This is a genomic window from Thalassotalea profundi (genome assembly GCF_014653195.1).
Classification (GTDB): Bacteria; Pseudomonadota; Gammaproteobacteria; order Enterobacterales; family Alteromonadaceae; genus Thalassotalea_B; species Thalassotalea_B profundi.
The window spans coordinates 104,688-129,339 of sequence record NZ_BNAH01000007.1 but is presented as its reverse complement, the minus strand read 5'-3'; the positions used below and the strand labels follow the sequence as shown (position 1 = coordinate 129,339).

Annotated in this window: 11 protein-coding genes; 4 read left to right on the top strand and 7 right to left on the bottom strand. The window is 36.6% G+C overall.

The window, feature by feature from the left end; genetic code table 11:
- Window positions 1–200 precede the first annotated feature (200 nt).
- Both IE155_RS10330 and IE155_RS10325 read right to left on the bottom strand, forming a co-directional pair.
- Window positions 201–3,296, bottom strand: a complete 3,096-nt coding sequence (locus IE155_RS10330) for an efflux RND transporter permease subunit (RefSeq protein WP_189378179.1) — start codon at window positions 3,294–3,296, stop codon at window positions 201–203.
- A 4-nt stretch (window positions 3,297–3,300) separates the two neighbouring features.
- Complete coding sequence (locus IE155_RS10325) at window positions 3,301–4,326, bottom strand: efflux RND transporter periplasmic adaptor subunit (protein WP_189378178.1); 1,026 nt, start codon at window positions 4,324–4,326, stop codon at window positions 3,301–3,303.
- A 668-nt stretch (window positions 4,327–4,994) separates the two neighbouring features.
- Here IE155_RS10325 and IE155_RS10320 point away from each other — a divergent pair.
- The 3 genes from IE155_RS10320 (at window position 4,995) to IE155_RS10310 (ending at window position 13,258) form a co-directional block, all read left to right on the top strand.
- Complete coding sequence (locus tag IE155_RS10320) at window positions 4,995–5,981, top strand: polysaccharide lyase family 7 protein (RefSeq protein ID WP_189378177.1); 987 nt, start codon at window positions 4,995–4,997, stop codon at window positions 5,979–5,981.
- A 324-nt stretch (window positions 5,982–6,305) separates the two neighbouring features.
- Complete coding sequence (locus IE155_RS10315) at window positions 6,306–9,341, top strand: TonB-dependent receptor (RefSeq protein WP_189378176.1); 3,036 nt, start codon at window positions 6,306–6,308, stop codon at window positions 9,339–9,341.
- A 269-nt stretch (window positions 9,342–9,610) separates the two neighbouring features.
- Window positions 9,611–13,258, top strand: coding sequence for a VCBS domain-containing protein (locus IE155_RS10310; protein WP_189378175.1), 3,648 nt, complete (start codon window positions 9,611–9,613; stop codon window positions 13,256–13,258).
- Window positions 13,259–13,780: 522 nt separating this feature from the next.
- On the opposite strand, the gene IE155_RS10305 is transcribed toward IE155_RS10310, so the two are convergent.
- The gene (locus IE155_RS10305; protein ID WP_189378174.1) at window positions 13,781–15,226 is read right to left on the bottom strand and encodes a polysaccharide lyase family 7 protein; all 1,446 of its coding nucleotides are present in this window, start codon (window positions 15,224–15,226) and stop codon (window positions 13,781–13,783) included.
- 1,221 nt (window positions 15,227–16,447) lie between these two features.
- Here IE155_RS10305 and IE155_RS10300 point away from each other — a divergent pair.
- Entirely contained in the window at window positions 16,448–17,395 is a 948-nt protein-coding gene (locus IE155_RS10300) for a winged helix-turn-helix transcriptional regulator (RefSeq protein WP_189378235.1), read from the top strand.
- Window positions 17,396–17,486: 91 nt separating this feature from the next.
- Here the strand turns inward: IE155_RS10300 and IE155_RS10295 are convergent, their stop codons facing one another.
- The 4 genes from IE155_RS10295 to IE155_RS10280 all read right to left on the bottom strand — a co-directional run bounded on the left by IE155_RS10295 (window position 17,487) and on the right by IE155_RS10280 (window position 24,643).
- On the bottom strand, window positions 17,487–18,938 hold the full coding sequence (locus IE155_RS10295) for a carotenoid oxygenase family protein (protein WP_189378173.1): 1,452 nt from the start codon (window positions 18,936–18,938) through the stop codon (window positions 17,487–17,489).
- A 97-nt stretch (window positions 18,939–19,035) separates the two neighbouring features.
- Complete coding sequence (locus tag IE155_RS10290) at window positions 19,036–21,258, bottom strand: TonB-dependent receptor (RefSeq protein ID WP_189378172.1); 2,223 nt, start codon at window positions 21,256–21,258, stop codon at window positions 19,036–19,038.
- 306 nt (window positions 21,259–21,564) lie between these two features.
- The gene (locus IE155_RS10285) at window positions 21,565–23,199 is read right to left on the bottom strand and encodes a class I adenylate-forming enzyme family protein (RefSeq protein WP_189378171.1); all 1,635 of its coding nucleotides are present in this window, start codon (window positions 23,197–23,199) and stop codon (window positions 21,565–21,567) included.
- Between the two features lie 259 nt (window positions 23,200–23,458).
- A complete protein-coding gene (locus IE155_RS10280) occupies window positions 23,459–24,643 on the bottom strand; it encodes a CaiB/BaiF CoA transferase family protein (RefSeq protein ID WP_189378170.1) in 1,185 nt (394 codons plus the stop codon).
- Window positions 24,644–24,652 lie beyond the last annotated feature (9 nt).

The window sequence follows — 24,652 nt, the reverse complement described above, 5'->3', positions numbered from 1 at the left end:
ATTTTCCTTAACACTTATGATTTATAGATACAAAAGTTTATTGCCGTGAAGTTACTATTTTCAGTGTAGGAGATAAATTTGAACTAAGCCATTTTCGCCATAGTTTTTAGTGTGTTAAAAATAAAACTCTCTAGGGTAGCTATATAAAAAAATTGGCACCATAAAGGTGCCAATAATAAAATGAATTAAGTGTTCTTTTTCTATTTAGCTACAAGCTGTTCTGCTTGGTCTAATTCAGTTTCTAGGCGTTTAGTTTCATCTGCTCTTGGCTTAGTAAAACGTGCCAATGCTAAATAAAGTACTGGTGTTAAATAAAGTGTAAAAATTACCGCTATACCTAGTCCACCAAAAACCACCCAACCAATAGCATTACGAGCTTCTGCGCCTGCACCACTTGATAAAATCAGTGGTAGTGATCCAAATAATGTAGAAAGTAAGGTCATGGTAATTGGTCGTAATCGAATACTAGCGGCTTCTTCAACTGCTTTTCGTACGCTATATCCCTGATCTCTTAGTTGATCGGCAAACTCCACTAATAAAATAGCATTTTTAGCTAGCAAACCAATTAACATTACCAAGCCAATTTGCGAATAAATATTAATTGAAGTACCAGTTAAAAATAATGCAAATAAAGCGGCGGCTATACCAAAAGGTACGGTTGCCATAACCACCACTGCACTATTGACACTTTCAAATTGTGCCGCTAGCACCAATAATACGATAACAAAAGCCAAAACATAAGTTAATGTAACGTCACGCGCCGTTTCTTCAAAAGTTAACGCTTCACCTAAAAATATTAACCCAATATTAGCAGGTAAATGCTGTTCACCCAATTCACGTAACTTTTCCACGACCTCCTGCATGGGAATATCTGAGGGCATTTCCATTTCCATTTCAATTGCCCGTCGCTGAGCTTGTCTTTCTAACTCGGCAGCTACACCTTCTTCAGATATATGAGCAAGACTTGATAATGGTACTAATCCGCCGTTACTTGAACCAACATATAAATTAGCTAAATCTGTTGGATCTTTTATTTGCTGGCTTTGCGCTTGTAAAATAATAGGAATTGCTTGGTCGCCCACATTCAAATCAGCTATATCATCGCCATTAATAGCCACACGTAAAGTGGTAGAAATATCTGACAAATCGACACCAAGTTCTTTTGCTCGACGTCGGTCGATATTTACTCTAAGCTGCGGTTGACTAGGTTGATAGGAAATTCGAGGCATTCCAAGTTCAGGTATTTCTTGCTGAATCATTTCTGAAAAGCGTTGGGCGGCAGTAAAAATTTCATCATAGCTTTGCCCTGTTAACGCCAATTCTAATCCTCCACCTTGACCACGTAAATTAAGGCTATTAGATCCTGATGCTCTAGCTGGTGCACCAGGAATTTCAGATAAAGGCCCTTTAATTTCATCAATTATTTCTTGTTGTGTACGAGAACGCTCATCCCAATGCTTTAACGGTACTTTAATCAACGTTATATTAGGATCCCATTGACCAACTACAGTATAAATTGAATCAATATTACCTCCTTGTACATAAGGTAAAAGTATTTCTTCCATCTTATCAGCTTGTCTATCCATAAAATTCAAGCCAACACCATCAGGGCCACGAGCAAAAATACGGATACTACCTCTATCTTCAGACGGCATAAGTTCATTATCCAAAACACTATATAAACTAATCGCAGATAAAGCGGCAGCTAAACTGGCAATAAAAACAAACCACGCCTTATCTAGAGCAAAATGTAATGAACGTTGATACCAACCAAGAATGACATTTCCGAAACTAGCTAAATAATTAGTACTCTTGCTTTTTACAGGTAATCTCGCAGTTATTGCTGGAACTAATGATAAAGCGACAAATGATGAAATGATCACGGAAATGGCAAGCACCCCACCAAACTCTCTAAATAATCGCCCTGCTGTAGACGGTAAAAAAGCAATAGGAACAAATACAGCAACAAGAACAGCGGTGGTTGCAACTACAGCAAAAAATACTTCTCGAGTACCGATAACTGCTGCAGCTCTAGCCCCTAAGCCCATACTACGTCGACGCTGAATATTTTCAGTTACAACTATTGCATCATCAACAATTAATCCCGTAGCTAATACAAGAGCTAATAAAGTAAGAATATTAATCGAAAAGCCCATAAGCCAAATTGCAGCCAATGAGCCAATCAGTGAAACAGGAATTGATAATGCTGGTACTATGGTAGCTCTACCTGAACCAATAAATAGCCATAAGGTTGCAACTACCAATATTATGGTTAAAAACAATGATGTAATAACCTCTTCTACAGAGCCTCGAATAAATTCAGCATCATCTGAAGTTACTTGCATCTGCAACTCAGGAAAACGGCTTTCTACTTGTTTAACTAAACTAAGTACTTCATCTGAAATTTCAATGGTATTTGATCGAGCTTGTCGAATAACCCCTAAACCTATAACTGGTCTACCATCCAATCGTACCATACTTCCTGCATCTGCAGGACCAAAAAACACCGTAGCAACATCACCAATACGTGTATTATCACTAATGATAATGTCAGAAACCTCTTCGGCACTAATTGAAGTTGCATCCGCACGAACAATAAGTTGTTGATCCGTTGATTTCATACTACCGGCAGGCACGTCAAAAGGAGCTTGCCGAAGTGCCTGTGCTACATCAGTAACTGATAAATTAAAGCTTGTTAAGCGAAGCGGATCTAATAAAACACGTAATACGCGCTCACGGTCTCCATTTAAACGAACATCGGCCACACCAGGAATACTTAAAAATAACGGTGCTAAATCAGTTTCTACTCTTTCCGTTAAAGTCTCTAAATCTAATGTTGTACTGGACACTGCAATACTGACTACCGATTGAGCATCATTATCAGCTTTAATAATAGCTAAACGTTCTACTGTATCTGGTAGTTCACGCTGTACGCGACTCACCGATTCTCGAATTTCATTCGCAGCATCATCTAAATTGATTCCTGGGCGAAATTCTACTCTTACACGAGCATTGCCTTCTTCACTATTAGCGTTGATTGACTTAACACCACTTACCCGAGCGACAGCACCTTCTAATTTACTAGTAACTTCAGTATCAACAGTTTCGGGAGATCCCCCCGGAAAATGGGCAGTAACAGAAACTATTGGTCGATCAACATCAGGGAGTTCACGCACTTCTATAGCATTAAATGCAGCTAATCCCGCAATAATAATGAGTAAGTTAAGAACAACGATTAAGACGGGCCGACGAATAGATAATGAAGGCAAGTCATTTTGAGGTAATGGTTTGCTCATAAGTTTAATCCTGTGATCCTAATTCATTTACATTTTGACCTTCACGTAGACTCTGAACACCTTCGACAATCAATTTGTCATTCATTTTTAATTCCCCAGAGACTAAAAGACGGCCACTTAAACGTTGGCGAATTTGCACATCAATTTTTTTAGCCTTTCCCTCTGCAGCTACCCAAACAAATGCACTAGTTGCTCCCCACATTAAAGCTGCTTCCGGAACAACAGCATATTCTTCGCCAGACATTTGCATAATCACTCTAAAACTCATACCTGGACGATATAAGTCTGATTGATTATCTAACAATGCTCTAACGCGAATACTACGGTTTGTAAGGTTAATTCTGGAATCAACTTCCAAAATATTAGCTGAAATACGCTTGTCTTGTGCTTGCCAAGGTTCTAACTCAACAGTCGATTTGCCTTGTAACATAGGTAATGCAGTTTCAGGTGCATTAAAATTAATTAACAATTGTTCACGATTATCAATAGTAGTAATAGCCGTTTGTATAGTTATACGATCGCCTTGTTCAACATCAGTTAAACCGACAACACCAGAAAATGGTGCTCTTACCATTCTATCTTCTAATTCAGTTTTAACTTCAATTAATTGAACCTTAAGTAAGTCACGAGCCGTTATTGCGTCATCTAGAACACTTTGAGCAATAGCTTCTCTTTTTCGACTTTCTTCCAAACGAGTCACAGTACGTTCAGCATCTGCTAATTGTATTGTCACACGCTCCAACGCAACTTTTTGACGACGAGAATCTAACTCCAATAAAACATCTTTTTCGTTTACGAACTGACCTGGAATAAAGTTTACTTTTGTAACTTTATCAGCAACGGCGGAAAATAAAACGACGGAACGGATAGCCTCTGCTGTACCAACCGCTTCAACACGACTACTCTTTTTTTCAAAACTAATAGGGGTAGTAATAACATCGGTAGGAGTAGTATCTCCAGCAATTTGCGCTTTAACAGGAGAAATTATTAATAATGCAAACAGCCAAATTAAGTGCCGTATAAACGTCATTCGGATTCCTTTAAACTATAGATGAATTTATTTAACTTTAAAGCCTAAATATACAGCTTATTAATGAAAGTTGCTTAGCTCAAATGACTAATTTACGATGAATCGTCTGTAATTAACGGTGGTTAGCAAAATAAATTCACTTTCACTTAGTGTGCTGACCAGTTTACAGATAATCAAGTTACCACTTTCAACATTTGGTTAACAAAACGCTGTAATTAGCTGATTTAAAAATATGTAATAAACATACAATATGCTTTAATAAGTGGCACAAGTTAAATACATAAAAGCTAATTATTCTCCAATTGATTTAGAATAGCCTAGAATAAATCTGTCTTATAATACTTAAACAAAATATATAATAAAATACGTTATTACATATATTTTATGGGGCTTTAACCAATAAAACATAATAATATTAAAATAAAAAACATTCGTTTTTCGTTACTTGGTTTTAATTTGTCTAGTGCAATTTTTATATTATAGTGCCCTTAATTATTTAAATAATATCTTGTGAGTGTATGGGTATTTAGGAGATATTTTGTTTGAAATGACATGTTTTCCGATACTCATCGCCACTAAAATTCTGATACGGAACAGACCTAGCCCAAAAGGCTCTACACATCCTAAACAACGTATTAAATTTAGTTTTACCCTATAAAGGAAACTTAATGAAAACCTTAAACAAAGTATTGATTAGCCCCTTAATGTTGTTCGCAGTTTTTACATCAACTATCGCTAAATGCAATGTATTAGCTAATGGTAGTGTTCTACCAGACTCACATACTTCGTTAGCTGAAGGCGTGTTATTAGGAGATATAACAAAACTTGATCCAACTAAAAAACCCAGCGAAAACTTTGATTTATTGGATTGGAGCTTAACCCTACCAACTGATCTAAATAAAGATAAAAAAGCCGATATGGTTAATGAAAAACCATTAAGTGAAGGTTTTGAGTTAAAGCCACTATTTTACACAGGTACCGATGGAGGTATGGTATTCGCCTGCCCTAATGTAGGCGCTAAAACATCGAAAAACACTAAATATGCTCGAACAGAACTACGTGAAATGCTACGCCGAGGTAATACACAAATTAAAACACGAGGGATCACAGCTAACAATTGGGTATTCAGTTCTGCACATGGTTCAGTACGTAAAAATGCGGGAGCGGTAGAAGGTAGCCTTGAAGCAACGCTTGCGGTTAATCGTGTTTCTACTACCGGTGATGATAAGATGATAGGCCGCGTTATTATTGGTCAAATTCATGCAACAGATGATGAACCAATTAGACTTTATTACCGTAAACTGCCAAATAATACAAAAGGATCTATTTATTTTGCTCATGAAATTAATGGCGGCGATGATGAATGGATTGATATCATAGGCTCGCGTTCACATACTTTATCTGATCCAGTAGATGGTATCGCATTAAATGAAAAGTTCAGTTATAAAATTTCAGTGGTAGATGACGTATTGTTTGTTACGCTAATACGACAAGATAAACCCAATATTACAAAAACTTTTAATATGAAAGAAAGTGGATATAACAAAAGCGATCAATATATGTATTTCAAAGCAGGTGTTTATAATCAAAACAACGCTGGAGCACCTAAAGATTATGTACAAGCCACCTTCTATCATTTAGATAACCAACATTAAAGTACCTTTATAAATGGCTGATCTTTTATTTAGCAGTGTTTCAGCCATTTCCTTAGTTTTTATCATACCTTCAAACACCCCATCAAACAGATTGGTAATACCCGTAAACAAAATAGCTATTGCAGAAACAAAATATTCATCCCCCGACAACCATCCTATTAAACGATTAAATTTCCCTCAAAAAAACTGGAAAATATAAAATTATTATGTTTACATACAGTATGGTTAACAATTTTGTAAAACCAAAAGTATTTAATAAAAAATATTGGTAAATTTAAAAACAGCCAAATTGGTAATACAACAAAAAAAAGAGGGGGAGTCGATATGTCATCGATATCAAGGAAACATACAAACTTAAATAATCAAGAAAAGCAATTCAGCATTTCACCCATTGCAAAATTGGTACGAACAACTGTTATTGCAAGTATGGCAGGTTCTATTGGTTTTGCAGCAAATGCGCAAGAATCATCTGATACCAGTCAAGCGACAGGTCAAAAAAATGTTGAAGTAATTGAAGTATCTGGGACACGAAAAACCGTTCAAGATCAAATAAGCATTAAACGAGAGTCAACGACGGTTGTTGATGGATTATCAGCTGATGACATAGGTGAATTACCAGCATTATCAATTGGTGAAGCTCTTGAATCTATAACAGGTGCAGCTTCCCATCGTGAAAATGGCGGTGCGACTGAAATTAGTATACGAGGGATGGGACCCTTTTTAAGTGCAACTCATTTCAATGGTCGTGAAGCAACCAATGGTAGCGGTGATCGCTCAGTTAACTTTTCTCAATTCCCCTCTGAATTAGTCAAAAAAGTCGCTATTTATAAAACTCAAGATGCTTCGATGATCGAAGGTGGTGTTGCAGGTGTTATCACGCTGGAAACAATGAAACCTCTCGATTTTGGAAAGCAACGAGTACAAGGTGAATTTAAAGTAAACTATAATCCTAATGAAAGTAATGTGAACAATACATTGCAAAGTGATTTGGGATATCGAGGAACCTTTAGTTATGTTGACCAATTTGAATTCGACAATGGCCAAGCTTTAGGGCTTTCTATAGGTTTACAACGTCAAGATATTAGCCAACCTGAAGCTGAAGCTAGAAGTTCTAGTCCAAGTGGCTCTTCATTATGGGCTTGTTTGAACGACCCATACAATACTAATGAAGGTTTCTTCCGCGGTAGTGCTGGTGATTGTGAAGATCAAGTTAGTGGTAGTAGTAACCAAGGTTATCAAACGGGCATAGACCCTACAACAGGAAAAGCACAAGATGATGGTACACCTTACGCTTGGACTGGTAGTAGCCGTAGTTATCGCCAAAATGAAACCTCAGACGAGCGAGATGCATATTTCTTAGCATTACAATATCGCCCATCAGATTCTTGGGATATCAATATCGACGCTCAAGTCTCTAATCGAACACAGGCCGAATCTCGACATGATCTGAACTGGCTACAGAAACGCGTTACTCCAGGCGTAACAGGTCAAAACCTCATTACTAATGATGTTGGTAGTATTCTTCGCTGGGAAGGCGCTGACAGATTTGAATCTGCTGGCGAACATTATTCTCGCGTCGAAGATTATGTAGGTTATGGGATAAATATAGAGCATTACGCTACCGATTTTCTTACGATTAATTTCGATGCTTCTTATTCAAAAACAGAGCGAGAAGAACTTCAAATATCGAATCGCGGTAGAACCTCTACCTATCAGCCATTTACATGGGATATGGGAGAATATATTCCACATATTACTGTAACAGATTTTGATGTAACCGATATTTCAAACTTTACTGACAGTCTACGAACCCGTCTTGATCGAGAAAATTCACGAATTAACGAAATAAAGTCAGCACGTTTAGATTTTGATTATAAGTTAGGTGGTGAAGTATTTTCTAGCATACAGGGCGGAATAAGAACGTCAGAGTTAACTTTTATCCAATATGGTGGTAGCCAAGGTAATGGTTCTAGAACCGAATACGCCATGGATGAATCAAGCCCTGAAGCAATTGGTATTTTAGAAGATTGTCAAATCGACTTCCCTGAATCCGACTTCTTATCCAGCGTTTCTGATGGCAATATTATTACTAATGTTGATAGTAATGGCAGTGTAATTGAAAGCGGTACAGGGTCATCATGGGCAACCTATGATAACGTTTGCTTCTCTCAAGCAGTTGCCGCCGCACAAGGAGGAAGTTTCGAATATCCTGAAGTTGAATATGAAAATGCCGGCACCAAAGATGTAACAGAAAAAACTAATTCAATTTACTTAATGGCTAACTATGACGCTGAAATGTTCGACCGAACTATTCGTGGTAACTTTGGTGTCCGAGTAGTTAATACTAAAGTAACTTCTCTAGGATTTAGAAATAGTTTTGATGTTGTTACCGATGAGTTAGGTGTATTAAGCTTAGTTAGCGGTGATGCATTAGAAAGTATTTCAGGTGGCGGTAGCTATACCGAAGTATTACCTAGTTTTAATTTAGTAGTTGATTATAGTGACGATATATTACTTCGTGGTGGTATTTACCGAGGTATGTCGAGAGCTAACCCAGCAGATATGGGCTACAGCCGAACGTTCCAAACAGATAATGATGAAACACCTACATCACTTTCAGATCTATTTGTTGGAGTTAATGGCTCGGGCAATCCTGATACTAAACCATTAATGTCATGGAATTTTGATGTGGCAGCAGAATGGTATCCAAATGATGACTCTCTGGTAGCAGTCAGTTTGTACTACAAGCAATTTCAAGGTGGATTTCAACAACAAACTGTATTAGAAGATTTTGTAGTGGGTGGACAAACAGTCACTTTACCTATTACCAATTCGGTAACCACAGATAAGAAAAGTAACCTATACGGGTTAGAAGCATCGCTTGCTTATCGTTGGGATAATGGTATTGGTGCTAAGTTAGGCTATAACTATGCTGATACTAACTATGAATTTGAAGACAGCCTTTACGGTGACACTTTTGTTATTGATTTAGATGGTAATACAACTCAACTAACTGAAGGTATTGTTGCACCAGGTTCTTTGCCAGGTTTTTCTAAAAATGTATTTAGTGCACAAATGTATTATCAAGTTGGTGATTTTGATACGGCACTTATCTACAAATATCGTAGTAAATATTTCCAGCCATATACAACAAACGGAACACGCTTACGTTATGTTGATGCTGCTGGTGTTTGGGAAGCCCGCGCCTCTTATAAATACAACAAAAATGTTAGATTTAAAGTAGAAGCCATTAATTTGTTTAGTGAGCCTAAGTCACAAGATTTCTTCGTAGAAGGAAATTTTGGTGAAGTAAATGACTACGGCCCTCGTTTATTTGCATCTGTAAGTGTTAAGTATTAATCGAATTAAAATGATTGATCAGTAATGGCCATTATTAAGCCGTAAAGATGAAAAAATTTGAGTTATTTGCCCTTTCATCTTTATTGCCTATAAGGTTTTTACACTAAATAAGGCAAGTAAATAATTTAAATAAATCAAATTGGTAATATAAAAATTGTAGAAAGACAGCTTTAACGTCATACCAATTAGGTTAACTTTATGTTCAAAATTACCGCATAAATTCGGTAATAGATAACATTTTAAAACTGAAAATTTCAGGAGTAAAAAGCATGTTTAAAAAGTCACTCATATCCATCATCGTCGCAACCACTATAGTCGGTTGCGGTGGTGAAGATGCTGTAATAGACAGCAATAATAGAGGGAGTGTAGAAATCACTGGTAGCAATTTATACGCTGGTGGTACACTCTCTGCATTGGTTACTGATGCAGACGGCATTAAGAACGAAACATTAGTCTACGCATGGTCAACAGGGGCTACTGGTACAACCTATACAATTACTGAAGCCGATGAAGGTTCAACAATATCAGTTTCTGCTAGATATACTGATGAAGCGGGTTTTACAGAAGGTGTTGGTGCATCAACTACTGTAATACTTCCAACGCTAGACGTCACAGCTAATGTAGTAAAAGGTCCGGTAAACGGAGCAAACTGTGAAATATTTGCAGTAAATGACAGTGGCGTAGCAGAAACATCAGCACAAGCTACAGCAATTTCTGGTGAGTCAGGAAGCGTAACATTTGCAGACGTTCATTTTGAAGGTGCAGGATTAGTTTCATGTACTGGCGGTAGCTACTTAGATGAATCTACCGGTGTTACACTTGATGCTCCAATGCTAAGAGCAGTAGTTGACGTAGTTGAAGGTGATGAAGATACACCTGCGCCCTCTTATGTGGTATCTCCGTTAACAGAAATGGCTGTACAAGCTTCTGGTAGTGATTTAAATACTTTTAGCGAAGAAGCTGCAAAAATCAATTCTCGTTTCGGTATTCGCTTTGATACTACAACCGTTTTACCAACAGCAGTTGGTATAGTTGCTCTTGGCACACAAGGCGCTGAAAATGCCGATAGATACGGTTCTGCTTTAGCACTTTTATCACAATTAGATGCTGATAACGCTGATATAGACATGGCTACACTCATAACAAATGTGGCTTCTGATTTAGAAGATGGTTCATTTTCAGAAGTTAATCTATCTGCATTTGAAACAGCTCAAATCAACTTACAAACGACTTCGGCCGTTGCTGGTGATGTAGATGAAGCTTTACTTGATGTTATGGGTTCTGCCATTGGTTACAACAATACGCCAGTTCCTGCAATCATTGAAGGTACATTAAGCGGTACGGTAAAAAATAATGCTTCAGACCCTTTAACGGGTACAGTAACTGTAATTGATCCAAACTTTTCAGAAGATGCAATTGTAGAGCAAAACGACGTAGTTCTTGATTATGGTACCTTTAGTATTGATGCCCAAGGAAGTTGGTCATATACTGTTGATTTAACTAATGAAACGGTTGCTAATCTTGAAGTTGGTAATTCTGTAAATGACAGCATTACTATTGAATCAATCGACGGAACAACGGCTACTATTGCAATTCGCGTTGCAGCACTTACTCAAGTTGTTAAAATTTCTGATACAGGTAACGACACTGGGGAGATCAGATTTAACCTCGATAACCTACGCCAAGGTAAACTTAGCGCTTCAATCTCCAAAGAAGTAGCTCTAGGCAGTGATGGCAACGTAAAAGATGCTTATATTACACTTTACGGTACATCAGGTAGCTCAAGTGAATCACTTATTGATTTACGTATTCAAGGTACTCAAACAGACAGCGATGGCAATACAATTATGCCTCGTTTCTTCGTTCGAAATACTGATAGCGACTTATACCCTGGAATCATGGTTACATCGCCTTTTGTTGAAGATCAATTCTATGATGTACAAATTGCATGGGATTTAGATGCAACTGAGCAATTAACTGTTACCATTAATGGTGAAGTTATTGGTGGTGGTTCATTCTCAACAGCAGCTGTTGTAGACCCTGATTTCAGTGACTTAGATCAATGGTTTGCTGATGGTGTGAGATCGATTCAATTCAGATTTGGCGACAATGACAGAACAATTCCTTTTGGTTCATTCTTTGTAGATAACATTATTGTTTATTCAGATGTTGCAGGCACAGTAAGCGTATTTGAAGATGATTTTGAAAGCTATGAAGAAAGCAATACTTTAGATGGTGATAACAGCCGTTATAGTACAGCTATCTATTCAGAAGTTGTTGTATTTGATGGTGGCGATGGTACTTCAGAGCCAACACCTGCAGCTTTCTTTGGCCTGACTGCAGCGGTTTCGAGTGATACGACTGAAGCATTGACTGGTACAGTTAGCGTTCTTGACCCTGATGTAGGCGAAGCCTTCATTATTCCATCGTCGTTCACCAGTACTTTTGGTCAATTTTCTATAATGGAAGACGGCTCATGGACCTATACACTTGATACAAACAATCAAGTTATCGCCGCCCTAGTGAGTGGTGAGCGTGAGACTGATACTATTACAGTAGAATCTTTCGATGGTACAACGGCCGAACTAGTGATCACAATTACCGGTGTAGGTGGTGTTTCAAATGGCGCTAACAATGTAGCTGTTATTATTGACACAGATCCAAGTGACACAGGCGAATTACGTTATGCGCTTGGTGACAATGGTCCGCTAGCAGCAGGAAGAGTTGAAGTTAAAGTTAAGCGTTTAGACGATGACCTTGGTGATGGCGATGCCTTTATTACGCTATTTAACTCAGCTACCAACAATGATGGTGCAATTTTAGACCTGCGTATTAAAGATGATAGCTTCGGTCTTAGAAGTCCTAGCGACGTAGACACTTCAGCTGCTACTGTATTCTTAGATCAATTTATGAATGTAGTGATCACTTGGGAATACCCAAATGGTAACTTAGAGGTTAACCCACTTGTAACTGTTGAAGTTGACGGTGTTAGTTTTGTTGCCGAAGGGTTTACTCCTGATAACAACTCAATTGGCGGTGTTACTCACGTTTCCTTTAGATTTGGTGATAATGGCGGTGTAAGAGAAGCCACAGGTAAATTTACTATTGATGACCTAGTTATTTATTCTGATGCTGCAGGTACAACTGAAGTGTTCTCTGATGACTTTGAATCTTATGCAGATGGTGATTCACTAGACACTGACAATCCAGTTTCTCCTTATCATTCTAATACCTCTGAAGTTACAGTTGAGTCTACCGGTGAAGTAAGTGGTCCAGGCGTTGAAGGAAACAAAATTGCAGAAATTCGTGATACTGATTCAGGTGATACCGGTGAACTTCGTTATGCCCTAGATGACAATGGTCCTTTAGCTCAAGGTAGATTTGAAGTAGCGATAAAACGTCTTGATGATGATCTTGGTAATGGTGACGCATTTATTACGTTGTTTAACTCTGCAACAAATAATGATGGTGCAATTCTAGACCTTCGTATAAAAGATGATAGCTTCGGCGTTCGTAGCCCTAGTGATGTTGACGCATCAGCGGCTACTGTATTGCTTGACCAGTTCATGAATGTTGTGATCACTTGGGAATATCCAAACGGTAATTTAGACGTTAATCCACTTGTTACTGTTGAAATTGACGGTGTTAGACTGACTACAGATGGTTTTACACCAGACAATAATTCAATAGGAGGTCTTACTCATGTTGCAGTTAGATTTGGTGATAATGGTGGTGTTAGAGAAGATACTGGTGTTGTATCTGTAGATAATGTAGCTATCTATTCTGATACAAACGGTTCAACACTAATATTCTCTGATGACTTTGAGTCTTATGCCGAAGGTGATTCACTCGATACAGATAATCCTGTATCACCGTATAATTCATCAACTTCTGAAGCGATTGTAGCAGTGGAATAACTTCTTTAGATACTGCCAATCACTTAGTGGTTATCGAAGCGATTGGCAGTGAGTGAATTGCATATAGCATAATTACTTTAACTTAGAAAAAGGCGGTTCTACCGCCTTTTTAATATCTACAATTCAATAAGATTTGATTTTATAGCATATTGCTTCTTAAACTTTCAAATAAGGTTAATAGTTTGTTTGATAGGTAATATCTCATTCTACATAAATAGCTTATTCAATAGGCTAGATAAGTGAAAAGTGGACTTCCCAGGTTATAAAGCCTAGTTCATTTAAACTATAGCTACCCCCCAAGCATTTTAAGCGCCCTACTATTAATTAATACCCAAATATTAAATAAAGCACATAGTGATAATCAAAGAGCTTTTCAGCTCAAAGACAATGACATCTTTGACAAGAGAGATGGGTATTAACTATATTGAAATGTGTTTAATAAGAGAGACTAAACAAAGTCTTCATGATGTAAAAAATGCCACGTATTAATGTGGCATTTCAGCATTTATTTTAGGAAAGTTGTTATTCGCTAGCACTATATCCGCTATGACTATTTTTAATTGAATAAAATGTTGCTTGTGCAAATTCATCTGGATCACTTGAGTTATTTAAGTGATATACACCAACCTTAAAATAATGATATTGACCATCCTGATCATATAAGCTTTCACTCATATCATAATTGGCCACCACATCAGCTTTGCCCTCACGACTAATGGTAACTGTAAGTAAATTAACATCAACATTAATGTGATAGCTAAACTTTTCATCTAAGGCAATGCCATCAGTGGGATTAGCCGCTGAATTACTTCTTGAGCCAATCATCTCAACATACGCTTCATCAACATTATCAACTCGGCTTTCATGAGCAAAGTAAATAGAACCGTGACTATTACCCGGCAGCTTACGATAATACAAACGAATAGGTTCATCATTGTTAGCATGTATTTGACCAATAACAACACGACCAATTTGATAGTTATCACCTGTGGTTGTCACCTTGTTCACAGCCAAAGTAACACGTAAATCTCCATCCACCCCTCCCGCATTTGCCTGCCCTTGTGCTGATGCACTGCCAAATACCCAATTGTTTTTATTCACGCCTTGAGTACTAATAGCACGATTACCTCGGCGTAGCATTTCTCTTAATTCAACGCGTACATAGCTCGTATTGCTTGAGGTTTTGAAACCGTAACTCGGCGAACGCATCACAATGCCATTATCGTTTGATGCGTAAAAGTATTCAGAATTAGTATAACCATTGGCAAGCTCAGTTTCAGATATAGAATCCGACGTGCCACTGTTATCATCATCACTAGGAATACTCAAATACCAGTCAATCAACTCTATGCCAACTTCATTAGGTAATATATTCGCGTATTCACCTGTGGCACCTTCACAGCTATGAGCCTGTACTTCAATAATGCTGTTGTTAGTATTGTCATTATTACCAAGGCCGATAATTTTTATGTAGCGAGCATCAGACTCATCAACATTAACCAATTCAAAACCACTATGTTTTCCACTAGATTCAGCATTAGTAAGGACCGTTGCCCAAGTATAATTGTCAATAGATGTCTCAATGGAAAAGTTAGCTACTCGTTCAGCGCCTTTGTACCACTTAATGGTTAAGGCATTAACAGGCTTACTACTGCCTAAGTCAATGGTAAGCGCTTTATCAATACCATCACTGGACCACCTAGATGCTAGTGATGTGTCATTATCAATTGCATTTGTTGGAGCATAGCTAGTCTCAAAAGTACCATCATCGCTTGCTGAAATAATGTGGTAAATTTCATTTACACATTCTTCAGGCTGTTCAACCACAGGTGGCGGATCGGGTTGAATTCCCTCAACTGTAGATTGGCTGCCACTGCCACCACCGCAAGCATTTAACGCTAATAATGAAATTGTTATTAATAAAGTAAGTGACAATTTCTTAAGGTGTATAATTTTTATATTAAACATGCCAACGACCAACTTTTATGGGAAGAGTGAAGTTGATTATATGGATAAAAAGCAAATCGCACAACAAAATATTAATACCAATACACCTATTCGGTAATAACAAATGGTTGACCATTTTTTTAGGGTACTTGAATATAAACTACATTGAAAAAACAAACCTACAGTAGATATAAGCCATATTAATCATTAATAACAAAAGGTAACAATATCTCCCCGTTATTTAATTACCGATTTTTCTTTTACCACTAAAAGATTAAGGTTGACTCTTAACTTTTATATTTAAGGGTCTATTTATTTTGTACCTCTTCAATACTACCGTTATTTTAAGCCGTTTGCTGTTCGCTGCCTTTTTAAAATTAGGTAAAATTGTAGCCAAATCTTGCCTTTCTGTACTTCTACGAGCCAGTTTCATCGGCATCAGTTTTATAGACATAAAATTCACTTCGCTATAGCCCTGATTTTCTCTTCTAAAACGCACTCTAATGTGGCTACAAGGTTAGCGTGTTACAAAAAGCTCCATAGCTAGTGCCATAGTTACCGACATAAATTGTTCTTTTTGTTTATTTGTTAAAGTTTATCTTTCGGTTTAGTGCTCGCTAAGTTTAGGTTATTGACACCCGAAATTTCATCCTCCATGTAATAATTTATGTAGCTAAAATTTGTATAACAAAAAATAGAGTGTCTAGGCTAAATCAGTTTATGTTTTCAATGATTTAAATTTTTGACATTGTTAATATGCCGTATTAGAAGGCAGCATAGTCAAAATCAATTTAAAAGAGTTAAAATGAACCATGCCTAATGACAATACTGTGAGGAACATGTATTGGTCCCCCCCAAAAAAAAGATATGTATTTAGACTCATGCATTAAAATTTGTACGTAACAATGTACACAAAATAAAAGAATCAAAAAATTATTAAGCTTTTCATCAAAAATCTACACTTTATTTGAAAAAGTCAACCAAAAATATTTTCAATTTTTATTAGTTAATAATTAATAAATGAGACGCTAAAATTAAAGTATCATTATTATTAATACTCCCTTTAAGTTTTAAGGACTTTAACAGACTCCCATAGATTGAATTTAAACTCATAATAACCCCCTATTTTCTTGCTTTTTTTAGCTATTTTCCAGATAATAATAAAACATTTCTAATGCCTATATTTATTATATTACTTTTAGGAAAGTTAAGTTAAAATAGACAAAATTGGAAACATCTCGCTTGAATATTGCTACAAATAACATCAAACTTATACAAACTTGCTCAATATGGAGAGCCCTAGATATAGTCGGGGATATCCCCACTCTATTGATACTTGAAAGCTATTGGTTAGGCGTGCGTCGCTTTGATGAATTTTGTCGTCAAACTAAATTATTAAAACCTGTTGTTAGTGACCGATTAAAAAAGTTAATTGACAATGGATGTTTCGAGAAAGTCGTATACCAAGAAAAACCGAAACGGTTTGAGTACAGAGGTACTGAAAAATTTATTGATTTTTTCCCTATGGCATTAGCCATGCTATATTGGGAGCGTCAATGGAGCCAAAAGCCAGGAAAGCTACAAATTATTCTTACTCATAAATCATGTGGACAACAGACAGAACCTTTTCCTGCATGCAAATCCTGTAAAGAAACAATCACACCTCTTGATGTTAGTTGGAAAACGGGACCCGGTGTTGGTGTAATGGAAGCAAAGTATAGCCCTCGTCGAAGACAAAATAACAAAACTGACAGTCAAACAAATTTACACGATGAAATAATTCAGATTATTGGTGATCGTTGGGCAATGTTAATACTTCGTTCCATTTTTACAGGTATAAATCAATTTCAAGAAATTTTAAAAGTTACGGCTATTGCTAGTAATATATTGTCAAATAGACTTTCTGAATTAATTGATGAAGGAATTCTTGTTACCAAAGAAGTACCAAATGATTCAAGACGCATTGAATACAAATTAACTAAAAAAGGCATGAGTATATACCCGATTATCCTTTCATTACTTCATTGGGGAGATAAATGGTTGCCCTCGCCAAAAGGGGCCCCTCTTTTACTTACACATAAACTATGCGGAAATCCACTACAACTCCAAATGATCTGTTCAGAATGTGAAAAAGAGGTTACCCCAGATGAAACAAGCTATAGCATAGTGATAAGTCATAGTCGAAAGTAAATATTAAATTTAAAAAGACTTAAATAATACTCTAAAAATCTAATACTATCTTGTAGAGTATTATTGTTACAAGTTCATTTAAAATTTATGCCTACCAATTTTTAATTTGGTTAGGTTTCATCCAGCAACCATGGAATCCTGGTGGGATACGACGGGGCAATTTAATACGAGATACTGGACCAGTACTAATATTTTGCGCATCAAAGACTTGAACTTCTTGCACTTCAGTTTTATCATTCCAGCAAAAAACAACCACGTAACCATCATCTTCAATAGTAGAGTTTTCACGTGGAGCAAACCATGGTTCACTATACCAGCAATGATCATAGTCATCTGACCATTCTCCCATACTTTCACCCGTATCTGTATTCATTTTACGAATACCAGTCCAACGTAAGACTTTTGGATGATGATCAACTAAATATGCCCATTTAGATTTTCTTCCTGTGAATAAACTATTATATCCAGGAAATTCAACATTATAAGTTTCATTCAAACATTCTTCTTTGGTTTCGCCGGTTTTCAAATTCATACGATAGCTCCACAATCGAGAGTCCATCTCAAGTGAACCAATCATTTTAGCAGTTCTTTCTTCATCAATACTGCCGTCTTCATTTTTTGCTGGCATATAACGGCATGCAATCATGACAACTACGTCACCTTCTTCCCAAGCATTTACAACGTGATACATAAAGCATGGGGAAAAATTAAACCACTTAATACTATTTGAATCGCCAAATCTAGGTATTACACCAAATCTAATAGGTAGTGACGCGTTAAACACTATCTTATGTCGACCTGCCTCTAATGCTTCTTCGCTGTGATAAAGTGGGACATCATGTAAAATTGAGTAGTTCTCTGTGATAGCCATATCATGCATTAAACGATCACCTGGTAACTCAATAGGCACATGATGAACAAGTTTTCCTTCAGAATTAACAACCCCATAGCTCATGTGAGGTTTTTCGGTGTAATAATCAAAATATAATAAATCACCTGTGAATTCATCAACTTTACAATGAGCAGACATAGCATTACCTAGACCACTCACATATTCTGGGGCTGCTTTAATAGTTTCAAGGGTGATAGGATCTATGATATGTGGAATTCCTGCAAGATACCATGTCGCTACGGCATTACCACCATGACCGATTACATCGGTATTGGCGGCGTCAGCCATTGGCTTGTCTTTACTATCCTTTACGGAGTTTGTTACACTCCAATAAATCTCCTCGCCTGCTTCTTTTTTCTTTTGCCAATCATCAGTTCGAATATATTTATTTCTATAGGTAAATTTTCCATTTCGAAACATGCCTCCGTGAATCATGCCATCACCATCAAACAAATGGTATGATGTTTTTGGCTCAAACATAGGGTTTGGACCATTTCGAAGATAAACGCCATTAAGATCAGTAGGGATTTTGCCTTCTATAGGCAAATTAGATAATACTAGTTCATCAGATATTGGCGCATACTCCCCTGTTATATGGGGGCCATGATTATGTCCAAACGGTGCATTGTCCTCTTTTAAATTAGTACTCATTTATTTCTCCTTTGGAAATGTTTCTTTAAGTTAATCATGTTAAAACACATCAGGGAGAGCCCCCCCTGATTTAGGTATATCACTTAAAATGTATGAATTATTCCCAATAGTAATTAAAGGTTAAGCCAAAAGTTCTTGGAGGAGCATAAACTTCAGTCGCTCCACCCAAGTTTCCGTTAATGCTATGAACAGCATACAATTTATCTTGAAGGTTTTTCCCCCACAAAGTTACATCCCAAAGCTCTGATGCTGATGTATATTTAATGGAGGCATCAAGTAAAGTAACATCCCCTTGAAATCCTCGAAGATCATTAGAAATCTCCATATGATACTCATCAGTATAATTAATACTAACTGCCATATCGATCCAAGCATCGTTACTTAAAGGTATTGATAAACTAGGAGATAATGACCAACTATTTTCGGGGCTACGCGGGGTAACATTGCCTGCATTCAAACCATCCACAAATTCGCCATCTAGTGAAGAATAAGTACCATTCAGGATAAAGTATTCAGTAAATAGAATAGAAAAGTCCGTTTCTATACCTGATACTTCTGCATTAGCATTATCCGCGATTAAATTTGTGCCATTAACAAGTGTAAACGTTTGAAGATCTTGGTAGTCAAGTTCAAAATAAGTGATGTTGAAGCGTAAGCGATTATCAAACCACTCTGTTTTTGCACCTATTTCATAATTTGTTGATGTTTCGGGTTTTATCGGTGTCGCAGCAATGATAGGACTACTTTGCTGGCCTGTAAAAGAACCACTTTTAAAACCTTCTGAATAAGTAACATATAACAAATGGTCGCTAGTAACATTCCAATCGACTGTCGCTCTAAATGTACTGTCTCCCCATGACTCACTTGCATCTACATCATAACCAGGCCCCGTTAAAGGGATACCACCGATGGCAGTATCTAAATTATTAATAGCGACACTGTTTATTGTTTTCTTATCATGGGTATATCGACCACCTAATGTTAACGCTAGAACGTCTGTCATATCCCAAGTTAATTGACCAAATGCAGCGAGACTTTCAGTATTTGCGTCTTGTATAAAACTAACATCGCCAGATGAAATAGCAGGCGGTAAAATACCGGCAGTAAAATAAGTTTCAAATCGCTCATTTCTATCTACATTTTCATTAAAATAAAAAATACCAGTAACCCATTTGAAATTATCACTTTCTGAAGATAATCTAAATTCTTGAGAAACTTGATCTGCTTGTTGATCTGCACCATTATTAATTTCATATAAACCTGTACCACCCTCTAAATTAAGTAGTGTCGGAACTAACGGTTGCAGCCACGAAGATTCGCTTTCTCTGTAAGCTGAAATCGAGGTAAAAGTAGCCCAATCAAGATCTACATCTACTCTGGCTTGTAAACCAAATATTTCTTTATGAGTTGACTGAACTAAGCTGCTATTATTTTTACGAGGATCATTATTAAAAGTAGCATTTGATGCAAGCTGAGCATCAATAAATGCTTGAATAGGGAAAATAGGTTCTACATCGAAACGTGTTAAAAATCGGTTACTTCCATTACCTGATGTTTTGGAATAGTCAAAACCAAGTAATATTTTAATATCGCTACTTGGATTAATTAACAACTGACCTCTAAGACTTTTAGTATCATCGTCTTCTAATTCTTGTCCCGTAGTAATATTTTTTGCAAATCCATCTCTTTTACGTACATTAGCGGTTAATTTCCCATAAACATTGTCAGAGAGTGCCCCATTAACATAACCACGAACATTCCATAGCCCTTCATTACCAAGGGTCATTCCCATTTTAGCTTCGAAGTGTTCTTGTGGTTTTTTAGTATAAAAATTTAAAGCACCACCAGCAGAATTTCGGCCATACAAAGTACCTTGTGGTCCTCTAAGAACTTCAATACGTTCTAAATCATATAGGTCCATGGATGAACCACTTGGGCGGCCAATATAGACATCATCGATAAATACAGCAACTGCGGGATCAGAAGCAGCTGAGTCATTAGTGTTACCTATCCCACGCATAAAAAATTGAGGTTCAGAAATATTAAATGTATTTATGGTCAAGTTAGGAGTTTTCAGACCGACATCTTCAATAGAGGTTATACCCCCTTCCTCAATCATATCTCCACTAAAAGCAGTAACCGACATAGGAGTCTCTTGGATAGACTCTGAACGACGCTCAGAAGTAACCATAATCACTTCAAGTGATGTCCCTTTTACCTCTATAGACTCTTTAACTTTTTCTTCAGCTAAAGCTAGCTGAGAATAAGATGCTAAAAACAAACCGCACATCACACTTTTATAAATACTTGTATATTTCATAGTTTCCCCTCGATTTATTGTATTTTTCTTATTTTTCTTATTTTCAATTGTTATATAAATAAAACGGATGAATTAATTTCATCCATCAAATAAATAAAACTAACTTGCTTAACCATACCTTATATAAATATATTATGTCAACAACTCGTACGCACTAAATAACAAAAGATTAATTAGCTATGATTTACTGATAGGTAAGTTAATATTTAGATTGGAAGTAATAGTAAAATGAGAGTAACAAACTGAATTAAATAATTTGCCACTCTGTTGATTAAAAACATTATCTGCTAATTAAATAAAATATGTTTACTTTGATGTTAACGAAGCTCTAGATAATACATCTTCAGCTAATTTGAAACGTTGAACCTTTCCAATAGGATTACGTGGTAATTGATTAAATATTTCAATTCTTTCTGGTAACTTAAATTTTGAAAGTCCTTTAGTTAACAACCAACTTTGCAATTTAGAGAGACTTGGAGGTTCGTTCCCCTCAGATAAAACAAGGCAAGCACATATTTTTTCTGATAATATTTCATCAGGATAAGCACAAACAGCTGCTTCAATAGCCCCATCAAAGCCTTCAAGAAAAATATCAATTTCCACAGGCGAAATTTTAATCCCTCCTCGGTTAATAATATCTTTACATCGACCTACAATTCGATAATAGTTTCCATCATCACCACATATTTCAACTAAATCACCTGTTTTAAAAAAACCATCTTTGGTGAATACTTCTTCACTATTTTCAAAATATCCTTCGAAAATAGTTGCTCCTTTAACCAATAACTCCCCTTTTTCCCCTGATGAAGTAAACTCTTTTCCCGTTAATGGATCAGCAACTTTCGTTTCAAAAAATATACCGTTATTGGGTCGTGGGAAATCAGTAGCTCTAACCGTAGAGCTTGGGGTATTTTCTGGTGTTGAATATAAAACGATTCCTTCATTAGAACCATACATGTTTACGACATCAATACTAAAGTCGGTATCAAATATTTCAATCATCCAAGGAGATAAAGGTGCAGAACCAGAACCTATACGGCGAAGACTACTTAAATCATATAGATTCCACATATCCTTTGATTTAGCGAGTTGATTAAGCAAAGCAGGCGGTGCAACCGTAAATGTAATACCGTCATCTTGTATTTGCTTTAATAATAACTTTGCATCTAATGGATGATGGAGAGTTAAGCTACAACCATGTAATAATGCAGGAATGAGGATCCCACCTAAGGCTGCCATGTTTACGATAGGAAATGGACAAAGTACGTTATCGTCTACATGTAATTTAGAAGATTCAGCTGAAGCTTTAGCCGTTGCCAACCACATATTATGGGTTCTCGGTACTCCCTTAGGAGTGCCGGTAGTTCCTGAAGTCCAACAAATTGTTAAGACTCTGTTCGCATTACTTTCTGGCGTAAACTCTAACTTTTGATGACTTGTAGAATCGAGGCATAAATCATCACCAAAAACCAAAACTTTAATAGTAGGTAATGCATTCTTAATCTGGTCTGCTAATTCTATATTTTTAAAATGAGCAATAGTTAATATAACTTTTCCTCCAAGAGTCTTAGAGATATATTGCAATTCTTGCTTTCCATATTGAACAGGTATAGGTGAGGCAATCGCTCCTATTTTACTTAAAGCAAAATAACTTATTACTAATTCAACAATATTGGGAAGTTGAATAATGACTTTATCACCAACACTTACACCTTCCTTTTGTAATTGTATAGCTAAATTTTCACTCGCTTGTTCCAATTCTATCCAATTCAGAGAAATCGGATTATCTCCAGTAAGTTCAAACCTGTTAGGCTGATCTTTAAGCGCTAAACTTGTAGGCTTATTACACGAATTAGTTGCCAAAATTTGGTGAATTGTATCGCCCCCCCAATGACCTAATGTAGTAAATTTTTCTATTTGTTTTTCATTTGAAAAAATCACAATATTTCCTATATACTCTTGATATGTGAAAACAACATAGATTTCATAACAATACCTTTATTTTATTGATTTTTATTGACGTACTATATATAAAACCTAAATTTTGAACTTTAAATTATTTCTATATTTTAAATTTTAATACTGATACCCCCTTTTATTATTTGTTGTATTATTTAAATATATTCATTATTTTCTATTAGCCTTAAATCGCATTAATAGTCGAATAACCGATAATGGTAAATTAAAATTTACCAACTTGTTAAATCACGCCTTGGTTTCTAAGATCTAAAATTTTTTCGTCCTCAAATCCTAATTCTTTCAATACTTCCTCAGTATGTTCGCCTAATGTAGGCGCACGTTTAAAATCTGAAACACAAGTCTTAGAATATCGAACAGGATGTTCAACTATGGGGGTAGATTTCTCAAGCCCCGGATATTCTACAAATTTAAACACTCCAGCTTTTATTACATGTTCATTATTTAACAGCTCTTTTGGACTCAACATTTCCCCACAAGGAATGCCTGCTTGAGCTAACTCAATTAGTACTTCTTCGTTAGTTTTTTCTTCACACCATTGAGACATTCTTTTTCCAATAATTTGACCATTATCACCCCTCAATTGATCCGAACTAAATCGTTCGTCATTTAACCATTCAGGCTCTCCTAACAATTTAGCCCAACGCTTAAATATTCCTCCACCAACGACTTGAACAGTTACAAACCCATTTTTTGTTTTATATGTATCTGTAGGGGCATTGTATTGACCCATTGTTGCAGTACCTTCACGTCCTAAACTTAATACTGATTCTTCAATAAGTGCAGCATTATTAAATGTCATAGCTGTTCCTAATAACGATCCTTCCACAATCTGACCTTCGCCCGTTTTGTTTCGATGTAAGATTGCAGCTAGAGTGCCGAATGCACTAAGTGAAGCTGTACCAAAATCACTATATGGAACAAAAGATTTTGCTGGTTCACCTGGCGTTCCACTTAAATACATAGCACCTGACATGGCTTGGGCAACTGTATCAAAGCCTCCTTTAGTAGAATAAGGACCTGTTGAGCCAAATGCTGATCCAGTAGTAAGAATAATGTCAGGTTTAATACTCACTAACGTTTCATAATCCAATCCTAGTTTTTTAAGTGCAGGAAATGGTAGGTTTGCAATGACAACGTCAGCAGTTTCTACAAGGCGCCTAACAACTTTTTTGCCTTCATCACTAGCAGGGTTGAGTGTTATACCTCTCTTGTTACGCCCCAATTGCATATAATAAGCACCTTCGCCTTCATCATTAATGGGGACGGTATAACGATCTTCGCCTCCTGTAGGCTTTTCTATACGAATAACATCTGCTCCTAAATCAGCAAGAAGCGTTGCGCAAAAAGGGCCCGCAATGTATCGCCCAAAATCTAAAACACGAATACCCTCTAGAATTTTATTCATACATCATCA

Excerpts from the sequence above, each read along its gene's own strand:
- IE155_RS10330 (WP_189378179.1), bottom strand. The coding sequence starts at position 3,296 with ATGAGCAAACCATTACCTCAAAATGACTTGCCTTCATTATCTATTCGT.
- IE155_RS10305 (WP_189378174.1), bottom strand. The coding sequence starts at position 15,226 with ATGTTTAATATAAAAATTATACACCTTAAGAAATTGTCACTTACTTTA.
- IE155_RS10295 (WP_189378173.1), bottom strand. The coding sequence starts at position 18,938 with ATGAGTACTAATTTAAAAGAGGACAATGCACCGTTTGGACATAATCAT.
- IE155_RS10290 (WP_189378172.1), bottom strand. The coding sequence starts at position 21,258 with ATGAAATATACAAGTATTTATAAAAGTGTGATGTGCGGTTTGTTTTTA.
- IE155_RS10280 (WP_189378170.1), bottom strand. The coding sequence starts at position 24,643 with ATGAATAAAATTCTAGAGGGTATTCGTGTTTTAGATTTTGGGCGATAC.
- IE155_RS10325 (WP_189378178.1), bottom strand. The coding sequence starts at position 4,326 with ATGACGTTTATACGGCACTTAATTTGGCTGTTTGCATTATTAATAATT.
- IE155_RS10310 (WP_189378175.1), top strand. The coding sequence starts at position 9,611 with ATGTTTAAAAAGTCACTCATATCCATCATCGTCGCAACCACTATAGTC.
- IE155_RS10320 (WP_189378177.1), top strand. The coding sequence starts at position 4,995 with ATGAAAACCTTAAACAAAGTATTGATTAGCCCCTTAATGTTGTTCGCA.
- IE155_RS10315 (WP_189378176.1), top strand. The coding sequence starts at position 6,306 with ATGTCATCGATATCAAGGAAACATACAAACTTAAATAATCAAGAAAAG.